We start from the raw sequence: 15,815 nt of genomic DNA, 5'->3' as shown, positions 1-15,815 counted from the left end.
GCATTAATAAAAATAAGTCGTCTGTAGATCACATTTTTTAGTTTATTGTTTTTATTACATTGATCTTTCATTTTCTTTCGTATAAGTTTTTATTAAACATATCACTGAACAAGTGAAATAAAACGAAAGATAACTTTTTCTGCTACTTCCGATGATCTTGCACTACTAAGGACTGCGTTATGATCGAAACCCAATTTTCCTGTCTTTCCAACACATCAACCTGGACCGAAAAAGAGATCCGTCAACAACCGGAAAGCTGGATCCGATCGTTAAAAAATATCGGACATCAACGTAGTCATATCGATGCGTTCCTTACCCCTTTACTACAAAACGCCTCGTTAAAAATTATCCTGACGGGTGCAGGAACTTCCGCATTTATTGGCGATATCATTGCGCCATGGTTGTCACGCCACACCGGGGAAAACTTCGTTTCAGTACCTACCACCGATCTTGTTACTAACCCGCTGGATTACCTAACCGAGCAAGAACCTACGTTATTAGTTTCATTTGCACGTTCTGGCAATAGCCCGGAAAGTGTGGCGGCAGTGGATTTGGTCAATCAGCTAGTCAAAGATTGTTACCACCTGATCATCACTTGCAATGAGGCCGGTAGCCTGTATCAGAACGCGACAACGAACAGCAATTCACTGGCATTGCTCATGCCACTGGAAACCCACGATCGCGGCTTCGCAATGACCAGCAGTATCTCCACCATGATGGCAAGTTGCTTGTCGGTGTTTGCGCCTGATGTCATCAACAGCACCACTTTCCAAGATGTTGCCAAACGCTGTGAGCAAATCATTGCCTCGCAGGGCGAGTTCCATGAAAGCGTGTTTGGCGATCTTCCTTTCAAGCGTGTGGTTTACCTCGGCAGCGGCGGTTTGCAAGGCGTGGCGCGTGAATCCGCGTTAAAAGTTCTAGAGCTAACAGCGGGTAAACTGGCAGCATTTTATGACTCTCCAACCGGGTTCCGTCACGGCCCGAAATCACTGGTTAACAACGAAACACTGGTTGTGGTCATGGTTTCAAGCCATCCGTATACCCGCCAGTACGATCTCGATTTGCTAGCTGAACTACGCCGCGACCAGCAAGCTCTGCACGTCATCGCTATTTGCTCTTCACCGTGCACGGAAGCCGAAACTGGCCCACATATTTGGCTACCACCTTCTCGTGACTTTATCGATGTTGAGCAGGCTTTTTGCTTCCTGATATATGCGCAAATTTTCGCCCTGACAGAATCAATCAAAGCAGGTATTACCCCTGATACGCCTTCTACCAGCGGCACAGTCAACCGTGTTGTGAAAGGTGTCGTTATTCATCCGTGGAAAGGTTGAGAGGATTATAAGATGAGTATTATTTCTACTAAGTACCTACTTCAGGATGCACAATCCAGGGGTTATGCCGTCCCAGCGTTTAATATTCACAATGCTGAAACTATTCAGGCGATTCTGGATGTCTGTAAAGAGATGCAGTCACCGGTGATCCTTGCGGGGACGCCAGGCACTTTTAAGCACATCGCTTTTGAAGAGATTTACGCATTATGTGAAGCCTATTCTGAAAGCTATGATATGCCACTAGCACTACATCTTGACCATCATGAGTCACTTGCCGATATCAGCCATAAAGTGAATGCCGGGGTGCGTAGCGCCATGATTGACGCTAGCCACTTCCCTCTTGCCGAAAACGTGCGTCTGGTGAAAACGGTGGTCGACTTTTGCCACCGCTATGATTGTAGCGTCGAAGCCGAGTTAGGCCGCCTGGGCGGGGTGGAAGATGATATGGATGTGGACGAAGAGAGCGCCTTCTTAACCGATCCACAAGAAGCACGTCACTTTGTAGAACTCACGGGCATCGATAGTCTTGCTGTTGCCATCGGTACCGCACACGGGCTTTACACTAAACGCCCAAAAATTGATTTTGACCGCCTGGCTGAAATTCGCGCTGTCTTGGATATCCCACTGGTGCTGCACGGTGCGAGCGATGTGCCTGACGAATATGTCAGACGCGCGATTGAGCTAGGTGTGTGCAAGGTGAATATCGCCACCGAGTTAAAAATCGCTTTCGCCGCCGCCGTTAAAAAGTGGTTTGGTGATAATCCTGAAGGCAACGATCCTCGTTATTACATGCGCGTGGGAATGGATGCGATGAAAGAAGTAGTGCGTAGCAAAGTTAATGTGTGCGGGTCTGCCAATAAATTAGCGCCTGAAACTGAAATATATCTTTAAATTTCATTCCCTTCGCATATTACCCACTATAACAGGGAAATATGCGACATGCTAAATAAACATGAAGAGGTAATTATGATGAATAGAGTGATGAAAATTTCATTATTCTTCTTCCTTGCTAGCAATGGTGTTTTTGCTGCCGAGTATCAGATTAATAACAACAATATATCTATCTCTTTTGATAATGAAAATTCAGCAGTAGTGATTAAAGACAAGTTTTCGCAAAGTAAACTCGCCCCAAAAGAGCTATTTTTCCTGACTCTACCAAATGAAGATATCCTTCATGCTACCGACTTTAATATTAAAAACATCAGTAAGACAGATGAATCTATTCAGATCGATTACAGCCATAACGATTTCTCTGTTACTGTTATTTTTAATATTCTGAAGGGAAAGTACGCCAGTATCGGCTACACAGTTAAAGCGAAAGGCAAGGCACGGGATGTTGCAAAAATAACCTTTTTCCCAACGAAGGGGCAATCACAAGCACCTTATGTTAACGGAGCCATTAATAGCTCCCCCATTATTGCTGACAGTTTCTTTATTCTGCCGGAAAAACCAATCGTTAACACCTATGCATATGAAACAACAACTAATTTGAATATCGAGTTAAAAACACCGATTAAAACAGATGCTCCAGTAACGTACACCACTTATTTTGGTACTTTTGAGGATACAAATCAGTTACGCCGTAGTTTTAACGAATTTATTAATGCAATGCGCCCGCGCCCATACCAACCGTATTTACACTACAACAGTTGGATGGATATTGGTTTCTTCACGACTTACACTGAAAAGGATGTGCTGAGCCGAATGGATATTTACGCCGATGAATTAATTAAAAAACGTGGCGTAAAACTGGACGGATTTCTACTCGATGATGGTTGGGATGATCGCACAGGAAAATGGCTATTTGGTTCGGCATTCAGCAATGGATTTGGTGTGGTAAAAGAAAAAGCTGACACCCTTGATACTTCCGTAGGGTTATGGTTATCCCCATGGGGAGGCTACAACAAACCACGAGATATTCGTGTCTCTCACGCCAAAGATAATGGATTTGAAACCGTTGATGGTAAATTTGCTCTTTCCGGCCCTAATTATTTCCGCAATTTTAATGAACAGATCTTTAAATTAATTAAAAATGAACATATCACCTCGTTCAAACTTGATGGTATGGGAAATGCGAATAACTGGATTAAAGGTAGCCAGTTTGCGTCTGACTTTGATGCCTCGATTGAGCTTATCAAAAATATGCGTGAGGTAAATAAAGACCTCTTTATTAACCTGACAACCGGCACCGATGCCAGCCCTTCCTGGTTGTTCTACGCCGACTCTATCTGGCGTCAGGGTGACGATATTAACGTGTATGGCAAAGGCTCACCGGTTCAGCAATGGATGACCTATCGTGATGCTGAGACATATCGTTCAATTGTGCGTAAAGGTCCGTTGTTTCCGATAAACTCGCTGATGTACCACGGGATCGTTAGTGCTGAAAATGCTTATTTTGGGCTAGAAAAAGTCCAAACCGACAGTGATTTTGCCGACCAGGTCTGGAGCTATTTCGTAACCGGCACTCAGCTACAAGAACTATATATCACGCCATCAATGTTAAATAATGCCAAGTGGGATACGTTGGCCAATGCTGCAAAATGGTCACGAGCAAATAGCACTGTGCTGGTAGATACTCACTGGATCGGCGGCGACCCAACAGCGCTTGAAGCATATGGCTGGGCTTCGTGGAGTAAAGATAAAGCCATCTTTGGTTTGCGTAACCCATCAGACAAAGAGCAAAGCTATTACCTGGATTTGACGAAGAGTTTTGAAATTCCAGATGGTGAGGCGACGCAATTCACACTGAAGTCGGTCTATGGTGCGAATAGCTCGTTACCGGACGACTATAGTAAACCTGTAATTGTTACCCTTAAGCCCCTAGAAATGCTAGTCATCGAAGCAACATCGAGTACTGTTGTAAAATAAGTCTTAATGAAGGGAGACAGCATTTTCATAAGCACAGTACAACAGCTCATGGCGGAAAGGCCATGAGTCACGTGAGAAAGAGAAATAACGATGCCGTATCGTGAAGGATACGGCATCGCACACTAACAGCGGTAATTATCGGATAGCGCGTTTTAATATGCGATTAGCGCTACTCAGAAAATCATCGGCAACTTTATTCACCTCACCATTGCCGTAGTCCAGTTTTTGCAGACTCGTGGTCCACAGTTGTACCAGCTCCTGATTTTCCATAAACGGTGAAACAGGCACCTTAGATGCAGGTTGCTCAGCGGCTGCCCGATAAGCATTGGCTAACAGGTTACCGGCGTTGATCACACCGATATCTTCCAGCAGTTTTTGTGCTTTCGGGTTAGCAGGCATGCCGTTTTGCAGCCCCACCGCCTTCACGCCTTCTGGGTTACTCAGCATAAAGCTCATCAACATCGCCGCTTCTTTCGGATGTTTACTGTTTTTACTGATTGCAAACAGCGAAGACGGTTTGCTTGTTAGCCCGGAATCTTTAGCATCCGGCATCGTGATAAATGGCCCGGTTTCTAAGACGGTCTCTTTCGGCATATTACTGGAATAGGTATAGATGGCAGAATCCCACAAATACATACCGGCTAATTCGCCGTTAATCCACGGACGGATTTCATAAACGTTAGTACGTCCGAATGAGGAGAAATAACGCTGATCGGGTATCACATGGGAATCAACCAGTTTCTTATAAAAGCCGAAGAGTTCCCTTACCTGATCGCGGCTATAGGCGATGCTTTGCTTCTTCTCATCAATGAGATCAATGCCGTATTTCTGTGCCATGTAGCTGCGGCCGAGTGTGAGAATATCCAGCACATCGCTTGCCCCTTGGGCAACACCGAGTGGGTAAAAATTGTCACCCAGTTTTTGTTTAAATACCGGGCCTGCGGCAAACAGTTCATCCCAGGTTTTCGGGTAAGCGACACCTGCGTTATCCCAGGTGGTTTTATTATAAATCATGCTGCGAGACGTCATCGAAATCGGGAGACCTTGCAGCTTCCCTTTTACGTCTGATGTTTTCAGATAGTTAGGCGGAAAATCCCCCAGACCTAAAACGTCTTTTTGCTTATTCAAATCATAAAAACCGTCGCCGTTGCGGGAAAACTGTGGCAACCAGTTCCAGTCAATACGCATAACATCAGGTTCTTGTCCCCCAGCCATCTGCGTTGACAGCCGGGAAAGATAACCATCCCAGCCAGCATATTCCGCTTTGACGGTAATCGTCGGGTTGGCTTTTTGAAACGCGTTAATGGCAGCCAGTGTGGCTTCGTGCCGTTGATTTCCTCCCCACCAGGAGATGCGGATCTCCGCGGCGTCAGCCGAGTGAGAGAAGGCAGCCCCAGCAGGAAGAGCAGCACAGAGTAAAAGCAGGTGAGGTAATATGTTCCGTGTTTTCGCCATAATAAAACCCTTATAATAGTATTTGGAGGTTTCCACCCTTCCCCTTTTTACAGGTAGATGGGTACTACGGATGCGGAAGCGTTTGCTGCCGAGATTGCAGGTACTGTTATTAATGACTTCTTTTCAGATCAACGGCCAGCTCGCTTATTTTCACTGGCAGTTCGGTGCGTAGCGATCGATTGGCGGCAATACCGGTTAAAATAGACATCGCCCCATCACGATAATCTGCTGCACGATGTAATGGATCGGGTTCCGGTGTACCAAACAGATCGTTTAGCATGACCTGATCGCCTCCGCCGTGCCCGCCTGATTTAAATTCAACCGGTACGGTATAAGGCGCATCAAACATCGGATAGATCTTTATTTCACATTCATCCAGCGCACCTTCATCCTCTTTTTGTCCGCCTCCGTTTACATAAGATTTTTCCACCAGTTTCATTTCTAACCGGCCCTTGCTGCCATTAAACACCACATTCAACCCTTCCCACGGTAAATAGGCATTTAATGAGTACGTCATAATAGCTTTGTTCTTATAACGAACCATTACTCCCAGCACATCTTCAATATTAATACCGTCATCGAACACGCTTTTATCGCGGTAATAGCCATCTTCATGTTCAGCGTCTAAATATAAAGCCGTCAACTGTTCGCTTTTATTCATATGCAGTGCAAACGGATCGTTCTCTGCTGCGGCACTATTATGCGAACGTGCATAGAACGCCGTGACACCACGTGCTTCAGCATTCGCTTTGCCATAAAAACGCAAATCGCCTTGTGCATAGACGGTTTCTGGTTCGCTATTTAACCAGAAATTCACCAGATCGAAATGGTGTGTAGATTTATGCACCAACAGCCCGCCGCTATTACGTTTGTCACGGTGCCAACGACGGAAGTAGTCTGCCCCATGCTCAGTATTCAACAGCCACTCAAAATGGACGGAATAGACTTCACCAATAACGCCTGCGGCAATTAATTCACGGACTTTACTGTGATGAGGGGCGTAGCGGTAATTAAAGGTCACCCGTAATTTACGGCCGGTACGATTAATCGCATCGATAATCGCCTGGCATTTCTCTTCGTCGATCGTCATCGGTTTTTCGCTGATGACATCACACCCTAATTCCATTGCCCGAATAATATAGTGATGATGAGTCCGATCTATCGATGCCACAATAATAATATCTGGCGTGGTTTCTACGATCATCTGCTCAAACCGATCGGCTTGATACGTTGCCACATTCTCATGCCCAAATTTATGGACAATCTGGTTGGCGTAATCCATCCGCGTCTGGTTTGTATCGCAAAATGCAACAAAATGCCCCTGATCCTGATAATCTCTGGCGATCGATTCCAGATAAAGGCCCGCTCGGCCACCCGTTCCCACTACGGCATATTTCTTTTTCATTCTGCGCATGTCCTCCAAATAACGTAGATCACATAGCTATTCGTACATAAAACGCCCTTGCCATAAAAAATAGAACATACCCACATCGTTCACCTTCATATTATTGCCATGCGATAGCGTTATCTGGCAGTAGGATAAAGATTGGCATGCTCCATCTCTCATAAATACAAATTGCATATTTACTATATTACCGTTTGATTTTATTGGTAATGTTAGATGCGATTTATCCTACAGACCTCACACTGAATGAGCATTGCTTCCCTTAACGGTTCATGCGCCAACGGGATTCCCCCTAAAATGGCGTACCGTACTTCTATTCTTGTCAGACTCAGAATGCACGGCGGCGGCACGGGTTACGATCGTGATGACTTTCTCCTTTTTCCACCTCACTGCGTGACACATCTCGCATTTTATTTTCAATCCACCTGATGATGCAGGATAATCGACGTGCAACTAATGAGAGATGCAAGAAAGCGACAAACGCGTAAGGAATCACTATGCAGATTTTTTTCCAGGACACTATGGCAACCCCGCTTGGGGAGTTATTGATTATTGCTGATGAAAATAATCATTTGCGCGCCGTCGAGTGGCGCGAATATGAAGAGGATTTATTTCGCTCGCTCAATCGCAGTTATCGAAACGATCCTTTCTCGTTACAGCCACGTCATAATCCTGGTGGTCTGACAGACAGCCTGCAACGCTATTTTGATGGCGAATTAGCGATTATTGATACGCTGCCTGTTGCTTCCGTGGGAACCGAATTTCAACAGCAGGTTTGGCGGGAATTACGGAAAATCCCCTGCGGAGAAATTACCACATACGGTGAACTGGCGACGTTACTGGGACGCACTGGTGCAGCACGTGCCGTCGGCATGGCAAACGGCTCAAACCCTGTCAGCATCGTAGTTCCATGTCATCGTGTTATCGGTGCTGGTGGGGCAATGACTGGCTATGCTGGGGGAGTACACCGTAAGCAGTGGCTACTGAAGCATGAAGGTTATTTGGCTCGCCAAAATAGTTTACCGCTATAATTATAACGTGGCCGACACGTAAAAAATCCACGCCGAATTGCTTATCATCGTAAGCGATTCGGGTTAACCAATGTGTTAACCGTTCGGTAACGCGATAGACGATTATATTATCGTCACGTAGCGTTTATATATCGAAACATTTTCCAGAAAAATCGAAAATTTATAGTTAGTTCACTATTTATTGGTCTATTCCTGTGATTGTCGGTCTTATCACAGCCGATAAAAGCTGTTAAAATTGACCAATATCAATTATTGCCTGAGCAAAGCCTATGATCCCGGAAAAGCGAATTATCCGACGCATCCAGTCTGGCGGTTGTGCAATCCACTGTCAGGATTGCAGTATCAGTCAGCTATGCATCCCTTTCACCCTGAATGAACACGAGCTCGATCAGCTCGACAACATCATTGAAAGGAAGAAGCCTATCCAGAAGGGGCAAGCGCTGTTTAAAGCAGGTGATGAGCTGAGATCGCTGTACGCGATCCGTTCCGGTACGATAAAGAGCTACACCATTACAGAGCAAGGCGATGAGCAAATTACGGGCTTTCATCTGGCGGGCGATTTAGTCGGTTTTGACGCGATTGGTACTGCGCAACACCCAAGTTTCGCTCAGGCGCTGGAAACCTCAATGGTCTGCGAAATCCCGTTCGAGACGCTGGACGATCTCTCAGGGAAAATGCCAAACCTGCGTCAACAGATGATGCGCCTGATGAGCGGCGAAATTCGTGGCGATCAGGACATGATTTTGCTGCTGTCGAAGAAAAATGCTGAAGAGCGCCTGGCGGCGTTTGTTTACAACCTCTCCCGCCGTTTTGCCCAACGTGGCTTCTCGCCGCGTGAATTCCGTCTGACCATGACGCGTGGTGATATTGGTAACTATTTGGGGCTGACCGTTGAAACCATCAGCCGTCTGCTGGGGCGTTTCCAGAAGAGTGGTACGCTGGCAGTAAAAGGGAAATACATCACGATCGAGAATATCGATGCGCTTTCCGAATTAGCCGGATCTTCACGCAAATAATATTTCCGGCCTAACTATTTGACGCTGCCACTTTTTTTCTGTGGCAGCGTCATTGTTTTCCCCCTTCCCTGCATCATCCGTGATATTTCCTATTTTGTTATTCTGCAGCTTATCTCTGTTGTTCAAAACGATTCCATTGCGGTACTCTTAAATTACGGCTGTGGAGTAACAGTTGTTTGGAGGAGCTATGGCAAAGTATCAGAATTTACTGGTAGCTATTGACCCAAATCAGGATGACCAACCAGCACTGCGTCGGGCGGTTTATCTGGTTCAGCGACTTGGCGGCCATATTAAGGCATTTCTGCCGATTTATGATTTCTCTTATGAAATGACAACGCTGCTTTCCCCAGATGAAAGAGTAGAGATGCGTCAAGGCGTTATTCAGCAACGAACCGAGTGGATTGAGGAACAGTGCAAATACTACCTTGAAGCTGGCGTTTCGATAGAGATCAAAGTGGTCTGGCACAATAAACCCTTTGAAGCCATTATTCGGGAAGTGATTGCCGGGCAACATGACCTGTTGTTGAAAATGGCCCATCAGCACGATCGGCTGGAAGCCGTTATCTTTACGCCAACAGACTGGCAATTACTGCGGAAATGCCCTTGCCCGGTGTGGATGGTAAAAGATCAGCCATGGCCAACCGAAGGCCGTGCACTGGTTGCCGTCAATCTGGCCAGTGAAGACCCTTATCACGATCCGCTCAATATCAAACTGGTCTCAGAAACGTTGGAACTGGCGCAGCAGGTTGACCAAACAGAGGTTCATTTGGTTGGCGCTTATCCAGTTACTCCCATCAATATCGCCATTGAATTACCTGATTTCGATCCTAGTGTCTACAACGATGCGATTCGAGGGCAGCATCTGATTGCCATGAAATCGCTACGCCAGAAATTCAGTCTGGATGAGCGTGTGACGCACGTAGAAAAAGGGCTGCCAGAAGAAGTGATTCCCGATCTGGCGGAACATTTGCAGGCCGGTGTCGTGGTGTTGGGATCGTTGGGCAGAACCGGCCTTTCCGCTGCCTTTATCGGCAACACCGTCGAACATGTAATTGATCATTTGAAGTGCGACCTGCTGGCAATCAAGCCCGATGACTTCATTTCACCAATTACGCAAGAAGATAGCGACAACAGCTAATTACTCATTTCATCACTAAATAATGCCAGCTTTCGTGCTGGCACTATTTTTAGCAATATCATAGATATAAGAGATGTAAAAAAGGGGCGATATCGCCCCTTTCGTTTTCTACTTTCTGCGACTTCTTACAGCGCCTTCAGAATCGCCTCAACGCTGTCTTTGGCATCGCCAAACAGCATTTGCGTGTTCTCTTTAAAGAATAGTGGATTCTGTACGCCAGCGTAGCCGGTATTCATAGAACGCTTAAATACGATAACATTCTGCGCTTTCCACACTTCCAGAACAGGCATGCCAGCAATGGGGCTATGTGGATCTTCTTGCGCGGCTGGGTTAACGGTGTCATTCGCGCCAATGACCAGCACGGTGTCGGTATCGGTGAAATCGTCATTAATTTCATCCATTTCCAGCACAATGTCGTAAGGTACTTTTGCTTCGGCTAACAGCACGTTCATATGCCCAGGCAAACGCCCTGCAACCGGGTGAATACCAAAGCGGACTTTGATGCCACGCGCGCGCAGTTTTGCGGTGATGTCATGCACCGGGTATTGTGCCTGTGCAACGGCCATACCATATCCCGGAGTGATAATGACCGAGGTTGAGTTCTTGAGCAAATCAGCCACATCTTCCGCTGAAGCCTCACGATACTCACCAACCTCTTCGCTCTCACTGGAGGAAACGCCATCCGTGCCAAAACCACCGGCGATCACGCTGATAAAGGAACGGTTCATCGCTTTACACATGATGTAAGACAGAATCGCACCAGAAGAACCCACCAAAGCACCCGTCACGATCAGCAGGTCATTGCTCAGCATGAAGCCCGCCGCCGCCGCTGCCCAGCCTGAGTAGGAGTTCAGCATCGAAACGACGACTGGCATATCAGCACCGCCAATTGATGCAACCAGATGCCAGCCAAATACCAATGCAATCGCCGTCATCAGAATCAGCGCCAGTACCTGCAACGCGACGCTGCCTGTGTTGACGAAAACCAACAACAGCAGGAAGGACACAACCAGCGCCGCCAGATTCATTTTATGGCGATGAGGCAGCATCAATGGCTTGGAAGAAATATTGCCGCGCAGTTTACCGAAGGCGATAACCGAGCCCGTAAAGGTCACCGCACCGATGAAGATACCCAGAAAGACTTCCGTCAAATGGATGTTGACCATCACTGGATCGGTGATTTCACCGTGGTCGAGGAAGCTGTTAAAACCAACCAGCACCGCAGCCAAGCCCACAAAGCTGTGAAGAACCGCGACCAGTTCTGGCATTTCGGTCATTTCAACCTTACGCGCCAGATAAATACCGATTGATCCACCGATCGCCATTGCCACGATGATCCAGCCAACGTTACCAGAGTCAGGCCCCAGAATCGTCGCGATCAGCGCAAGCGCCATCCCGCTGATCCCAAAGATGTTCCCTTGTTGCGACGTTTCGTGCTTAGACAACCCGGCCAAACTGAAAATAAAGAGAATTGCGGCAACAATGTATGCAGCAGTTACTAATCCACCAGACATGTGTTACCCCTTAGTTTTTACGGAACATTTTCAGCATGCGCTGAGTCACGGTGAAACCACCGAAAATATTGATGCTGGCAATCAATACGGCAATGAATGAGAAGAATGACACCCATCCGCCGTGACCGATTTGCAACAATGCTCCGACAACGATAATGCCTGATATCGCGTTAGTGACTGACATCAATGGCGTGTGCAACGCATGGCTGACATTCCAGACCACGTAATAGCCCACCACGCAGGACAACGCAAAAACAGTAAAGTGAGACAGAAACTCTTTAGGTGCGACATCAGCCAGCCAGCCAAACAGCAGAATGGCGATCACGAGGAACGCATATTTCTTCCACGGCGATGTTGGTTTGGCTTCTGCCTTCACCGGTGCAGCGGCAGGTTTCGCCTGCTGTGGCTGCGCCGAAACCTGAATCGGCGGCGCTGGCCAGGTGATTTCGCCTTCTTTAACAACGGTCACACCGCGAATCACGGTATCGTCAAAATCGACGTCGATTGCGCCGTTTTTCTCTTTGCAGAGTAACTTCAGCAGGTTAACCAGGTTCGTGCCGTAAAGCTGTGAGGATTGCGTCGGCAGACGGCTGGGTAAATCGGTATAACCGATAATTTTGACGCCGTTTTCTGTCACAGTTACGCGGTCGGCAACGGTTAATTCGCAGTTTCCGCCCGTTTGCGCGGCCAAATCGACGATCACACTGCCGGGCTTCATGCTCAGCACCATCTCTTTGGTGATCAGGCGGGGAGCCGGTTTGCCAGGAATCAGCGCGGTAGTGACGATAATGTCGACGTCTTTCGCCTGGGCAGCAAACAGTTCCATTTCGGCTTTGATAAAGGCTTCAGACATGACTTTAGCATAGCCGTCACCGCTGCCCGCTTCTTCTTCAAAGTCGAGTTCGAGGAACTCGGCACCCATGCTCTGAACCTGCTCCTTCACTTCAGGGCGGGTGTCAAAAGCACGAACGATAGCACCTAAGCTACCTGCTGCGCCGATCGCAGCCAAACCGGCCACACCTGCGCCGATAATCATGACTTTAGCAGGCGGAACCTTACCCGCTGCGGTAATTTGTCCGGTAAAGAAACGACCAAATTCGTGGGCAGCTTCAACGATGGCGCGATAACCTGCGATATTGGCCATCGAACTGAGTGCATCCAGTGATTGTGCGCGCGAAATACGTGGCACAGAGTCCATTGCCATCACCGTCACTTGACGGGCAGCCAGTTTTTCCAGCAGTACCGGGTTTTGTGCCGGCCAAATAAAACTGACAACCGTACTGCCCGCACGGGTCAGTTCGATTTCGTCATCCTGCGGCGCATTCACCTTCAGGACAATATCGGATTGCCAGACTTCTGAGCTGTCAACAATCGACGCACCGGCTTCTTCGTATGCCGCATCGTCAAAACTTGCCAGTTTTCCTGCCTCTCGTTCTATCGAGACCGTAAAACCCAGTTTTAGCAACTGTTCAACCGTTTTCGGCGTAGCTGCTACACGGGCTTCATTGGCCAACCGCTCTCTTGGTACACCAATACGCATGCTGATACCCTTTTCGCTTATTTTTAACGAAGGTTATTATTCTCACCCTACTCTGTTATATGAGTTTGCCGAGACCTGCTGCACCCTGTATCCCCGCTTTCACGCGGTAGGAAGAGAGTCTACTCGTCTTCTTGCCACACGCTTTTTCGGGGCGTCTCACTGTAGGCGAACTCATTTATAACGTACTGAAAATGTGATCGATGATCCATAAATAAAATGAATTTCACAGAAAAGCCGAGTTATCACAGGTTCCTCCAGCCTTTTTTGGTCGAAAATCATGCTCTTCTCTGCCTTTTGTAGCATTATTACGGAAGTATTTTTCTGTGCTGTTTCACAAAAACGATGTGTTACAGGGTTGTTAATACGATAAATCATATAAATATCCCTTATGATGGCAAAACAATCATTAACCGTTATTATTAGCACTTTTCTTGTTTCTGGCCGAAGCATTACGGCTTTTCAGCACCATTGAAAATGCTAAAGCACAAGAACTTATTCCGTGCGATAATCAGCCCCATTCCGTTACAGGTTGATTGCTATACCTTAAATAATTCGAGTTGCAGGAAGGCGAAAGGATTTTTTATGAAGCTGAAGACTACTGTTATTGCATCCACATTATTGTTATCACTCTCGGCATTTTCAGCGCAGGCGGCACAGGAACTGACACCTGAGCAGGCAGAATCCCTGCAACCTTTTGAGCGAATTACGTTTAAAGGACGTTTTAACGCAATCAATGAAGCGGTTGCCGCAGCATCAAAACGCGCCGACAAGGCGGGTGCAGCGTCGTTTTATGTGCAATCTATGGATGACGCGAATTCGAGCGGGAACTGGAACGTGACTGTCGACCTGTATCGCAAAGATGCACCAAAAGCGAATCAGGACACCCAATTCCGCACTTTCTACGGTGTAAAAGAACTGCCGAAAGATGTAGCTTACGGGCTGGAACCGTATGACACAGTAACCGTAGGCGGATTTTTCCGTAGCCAGCCTGACGTGAATGATGCCATTGCGAAAGTGGCAAAAGAGAAAAATGCAGATTCGTTCTACATCGTCCGTCAGATTGATGTGAATTCGAATAGTGCCAACCAGAAAGTCACTGCCTACATTTATAAAGCCGATGCTCCGAAGCGCCAGACCCAGAGCACGGACGTCATTCCAGCAGATTCTGATGCGGGTCGCGCTGCGCTTGCTGCGGGTGGTGCAGAGGCCGCTAAGGTAGAAATTCCTGGTGTCGCTAACTCAGGTAGCCTAAGCCGTAACGTAGGTAACTTCTTTGAAACGCAATCATCAAAAGGTGGACGTTACACGGTAACGTTAATGGATGGTTCCAAAATTCAGGAACTGAACAATGCCACAGCGGCTCAGATGGTGCCTTTCGATTCGATTAAGTTCCGCGGTAACTACACTAATATGACACAGGTGTCTGAAGCCGTTGCCAAGCGCGCAGGCGAAAAAGGTGCCAAGTACTACCACATCACCAGACAGTGGGAAGGTAAAGGCAACAACCTCACGATTAGCGCCGATCTCTATAAATAACGGCTGTCGTGTAACCGCTAAAGCTTATAAAAAAACCCGCGATATCGCGGGTTTTTTACTATCAGTAATCAATACGACAGATTATTTGCTGGTATCCAATTCTGGGAAGTTTTTAACCAGATCGTCAATCGCTTTTATTTGTTGCAGGAATGGTTCTAGTTTATCCAGCGGCAGCGCGGATGGGCCATCACACTTCGCGTTAGCAGGATCGGGGTGAGCTTCAATAAACAGTCCCGCCAAACCTACCGCCATACCAGCGCGCGCCAGTTCGGTCACTTGCCCACGACGGCCACCGGATGCTGCACCAAACGGGTCGCGGCACTGTAGCGCATGCGTAACGTCAAAAATTACCGGGGCACCGTTGGAAGCCTGCTTCATAACATTGAAGCCCAGCATATCAACAACCAGATTGTCGTAACCAAAGTTGCTGCCGCGGTCACACAGGATCACCTGATCGTTACCGCCCTCGATAAATTTATCGACGATATTACCCATTTGACCTGGGCTGACGAACTGCGGTTTTTTTACGTTGATCACCGCACCGGTTTTCGCCATCGCTTCTACCAGATCGGTTTGGCGTGCTAAAAACGCAGGAAGCTGGATCACATCAACCACATCCGCAACGGGCTGCGCCTGATGTGCTTCATGCACGTCAGTAATAATTTTTACGCCAAAGGTCTGTTTCAGTTCCTGAAAGATTTTCATCCCTTCTTCCAGACCAGGACCACGGTAAGAGTGAATCGAGGAGCGGTTAGCCTTATCGAATGACGCCTTGAACACGTAAGGAATACCTAACTTCTGCGTGACCGTGACGTAATGCTCACAAATGCGCATTGCCAGATCGCGTGATTCAAGAACATTCATGCCGCCAAACAGTACAAAAGGCAGATCGTTGGCAACGGGGATATCCCCTATCTTGACCACTTTATTCGTCATGCTTTTACCTTTATGTCGGGAAATAAATTAACGCAGCATTAC

12 protein-coding genes are annotated in these 15,815 nt (G+C 47.3%); 7 read left to right on the top strand and 5 right to left on the bottom strand.

What is annotated here, in order from left to right; all coding sequences use genetic code 11:
* Positions 1-179 precede the first annotated feature (179 nt).
* The 3 genes from A8F97_RS06680 (at position 180) to A8F97_RS06670 (ending at position 4,202) form a co-directional block, all read left to right on the top strand.
* Positions 180-1,334 carry an SIS domain-containing protein gene (locus A8F97_RS06680; protein WP_015730516.1) on the top strand — a complete coding sequence of 385 codons (1,155 nt, stop codon included), beginning with the start codon at positions 180-182 and terminating at the stop codon, positions 1,332-1,334.
* Positions 1,335-1,346: 12 nt separating this feature from the next.
* Complete coding sequence (kbaY, locus tag A8F97_RS06675; RefSeq protein WP_033071520.1) at positions 1,347-2,225, top strand: tagatose-bisphosphate aldolase subunit KbaY; 879 nt, start codon at positions 1,347-1,349, stop codon at positions 2,223-2,225.
* 78 nt (positions 2,226-2,303) lie between these two features.
* On the top strand, positions 2,304-4,202 hold the full coding sequence (locus A8F97_RS06670; RefSeq protein ID WP_033072034.1) for an alpha-galactosidase: 1,899 nt from the start codon (positions 2,304-2,306) through the stop codon (positions 4,200-4,202).
* Between the two features lie 135 nt (positions 4,203-4,337).
* On the opposite strand, the gene A8F97_RS06665 is transcribed toward A8F97_RS06670, so the two are convergent.
* Together A8F97_RS06665 and A8F97_RS06660 are read right to left on the bottom strand one after the other, a co-directional pair.
* Positions 4,338-5,657 carry an ABC transporter substrate-binding protein gene (locus tag A8F97_RS06665; protein ID WP_014700043.1) on the bottom strand — a complete coding sequence of 440 codons (1,320 nt, stop codon included), beginning with the start codon at positions 5,655-5,657 and terminating at the stop codon, positions 4,338-4,340.
* 109 nt (positions 5,658-5,766) lie between these two features.
* On the bottom strand, positions 5,767-7,062 hold the full coding sequence (locus tag A8F97_RS06660) for a Gfo/Idh/MocA family oxidoreductase (RefSeq protein WP_033071521.1): 1,296 nt from the start codon (positions 7,060-7,062) through the stop codon (positions 5,767-5,769).
* A 497-nt stretch (positions 7,063-7,559) separates the two neighbouring features.
* On the opposite strand from A8F97_RS06660, the gene ogt reads away from it, so the two are divergent.
* The 3 genes from ogt to uspE all read left to right on the top strand — a co-directional run bounded on the left by ogt (position 7,560) and on the right by uspE (position 10,247).
* Positions 7,560-8,093, top strand: a complete 534-nt coding sequence (gene ogt / locus A8F97_RS06655; RefSeq protein ID WP_005968493.1) for a methylated-DNA--[protein]-cysteine S-methyltransferase — start codon at positions 7,560-7,562, stop codon at positions 8,091-8,093.
* 269 nt (positions 8,094-8,362) lie between these two features.
* Complete coding sequence (fnr, locus tag A8F97_RS06650) at positions 8,363-9,109, top strand: fumarate/nitrate reduction transcriptional regulator Fnr (RefSeq protein ID WP_005968491.1); 747 nt, start codon at positions 8,363-8,365, stop codon at positions 9,107-9,109.
* A 187-nt stretch (positions 9,110-9,296) separates the two neighbouring features.
* Positions 9,297-10,247, top strand: coding sequence for a universal stress protein UspE (uspE, locus tag A8F97_RS06645; protein ID WP_014700045.1), 951 nt, complete (start codon positions 9,297-9,299; stop codon positions 10,245-10,247).
* Positions 10,248-10,372: 125 nt separating this feature from the next.
* Here the strand turns inward: uspE and pntB are convergent, their stop codons facing one another.
* Positions 10,373-11,761: a Re/Si-specific NAD(P)(+) transhydrogenase subunit beta gene (gene pntB / locus A8F97_RS06640; protein ID WP_014700046.1), complete on the bottom strand. Its 1,389-nt coding sequence runs from the start codon at positions 11,759-11,761 to the stop codon at positions 10,373-10,375.
* Between the two features lie 10 nt (positions 11,762-11,771).
* A complete protein-coding gene (gene pntA / locus A8F97_RS06635; RefSeq protein ID WP_014700047.1) occupies positions 11,772-13,301 on the bottom strand; it encodes a Re/Si-specific NAD(P)(+) transhydrogenase subunit alpha in 1,530 nt (509 codons plus the stop codon).
* Between the two features lie 582 nt (positions 13,302-13,883).
* On the opposite strand from pntA, the gene ydgH reads away from it, so the two are divergent.
* On the top strand, positions 13,884-14,837 hold the full coding sequence (gene ydgH / locus A8F97_RS06630; protein ID WP_033071522.1) for a DUF1471 family protein YdgH: 954 nt from the start codon (positions 13,884-13,886) through the stop codon (positions 14,835-14,837).
* 81 nt (positions 14,838-14,918) lie between these two features.
* Here the strand turns inward: ydgH and kdsA are convergent, their stop codons facing one another.
* On the bottom strand, positions 14,919-15,773 hold the full coding sequence (gene kdsA / locus A8F97_RS06625) for a 3-deoxy-8-phosphooctulonate synthase (protein WP_005968483.1): 855 nt from the start codon (positions 15,771-15,773) through the stop codon (positions 14,919-14,921).
* Positions 15,774-15,815 lie beyond the last annotated feature (42 nt).

The organism is Pectobacterium parmentieri, assembly GCF_001742145.1.
Classification (GTDB): Bacteria; Pseudomonadota; Gammaproteobacteria; order Enterobacterales; family Enterobacteriaceae; genus Pectobacterium; species Pectobacterium parmentieri.
This window is presented reverse-complemented; position numbering and strand designations above follow the sequence as displayed.